1 protein-coding gene is annotated in these 968 nt (G+C 30.9%); it reads right to left on the bottom strand.

Features of this window, described 5'->3' with window-relative positions; genetic code table 11:
* Positions 1 to 17 precede the first annotated feature (17 nt).
* Positions 18 to 530: a hypothetical protein gene (locus AVBRAN12640_RS09860; RefSeq protein WP_336609178.1), complete on the bottom strand. Its 513-nt coding sequence runs from the start codon at positions 528 to 530 to the stop codon at positions 18 to 20.
* Between the last annotated feature and the right edge of the window lie 438 nt (positions 531 to 968).

The raw sequence follows: 968 nt of genomic DNA, 5'->3' as shown, positions 1-968 counted from the left end.
TAGTGGGGGTTTGGGGATTAAAGTCTATCCCACATATTCACCCCCAAAATATCGCCTAAATCATCTAAAAATATTTCTATATTGCAAGGCTCGATACCAAAGTTTAAAAGCTCCTTGCCTAAATAAATTTGTGTAAATATTCTAGGGCTTGTTTTTCCATTCTTTTCATACACCTTAAACATATCAGCCCCGTGAAAAGCTCTATTTCTAATCATTCTATAAAGGTTTAAAGCAATTTGCACTTGTATATGTGTATAGATTTCGGCTATTGAGCCATTGTTTATTTTTATTCTATCTTTATTATTAGAGCAGTATTTTCTAAACTCAAATCCTTTACTATTAAAAACAATATTTTCTAATTTTTCATCAAATATAAGCCTAATCAAAGCCCCTAAACTAGGAGAGCTATGACCTTCGCAAATGCTTATATATTCATCTAAAACTATATTTTTTACTCTTTTTCTTATTTCGTTTTCAATAGCTAAAATTTTGCCACTAATATGCTTTATAAATAGTATATTTTCAATCATTTTACCTACCTTTAAGCAAATATTAATCAATTTTGTATAACATCTCATCACATCTTAGGGGCGAATGGGTCGCCCCCCGCTTTTGCGGGTCTTTCATAAAAACTTTTCACAAATATTTCACATTTTCACAAGTTTTTCACAAAATTCTAATTCTAATTTCAAATTCCGTGAAATTTCGCACTCTTAAATCCTATTCATTTCGGTTAGCTCGTTTAAAAACGAGCTAACACAAGGCTTTTTACGATTTTTTCCTAACAGAAAAAATCACAAAAAGCCACCTATCCCCACATCACAATCACATTTTTAAAAATTTTTTCACATCACCCCTAAAGTTATTTTTTAGCACACCGATATAGTTGTAACTTGATAAGGAAATCAAGACAATTATTTTTTTAAGGAGAAAATTATGGGATTCAGAATTAACACAAACGTGGCGGC

The sequence above is a fragment of the Campylobacter sp. RM12640 genome (genome assembly GCF_020137595.1).
In the GTDB taxonomy this organism is placed as follows: domain Bacteria; phylum Campylobacterota; class Campylobacteria; order Campylobacterales; family Campylobacteraceae; genus Campylobacter_E.
The sequence above is the reverse complement of the archived record's forward strand: the minus strand, read 5'-3'. Positions and strand labels throughout refer to the sequence as shown.

Excerpts from the sequence above, each read along its gene's own strand:
- AVBRAN12640_RS09860 (WP_336609178.1), bottom strand. The coding sequence starts at position 530 with ATGATTGAAAATATACTATTTATAAAGCATATTAGTGGCAAAATTTTA.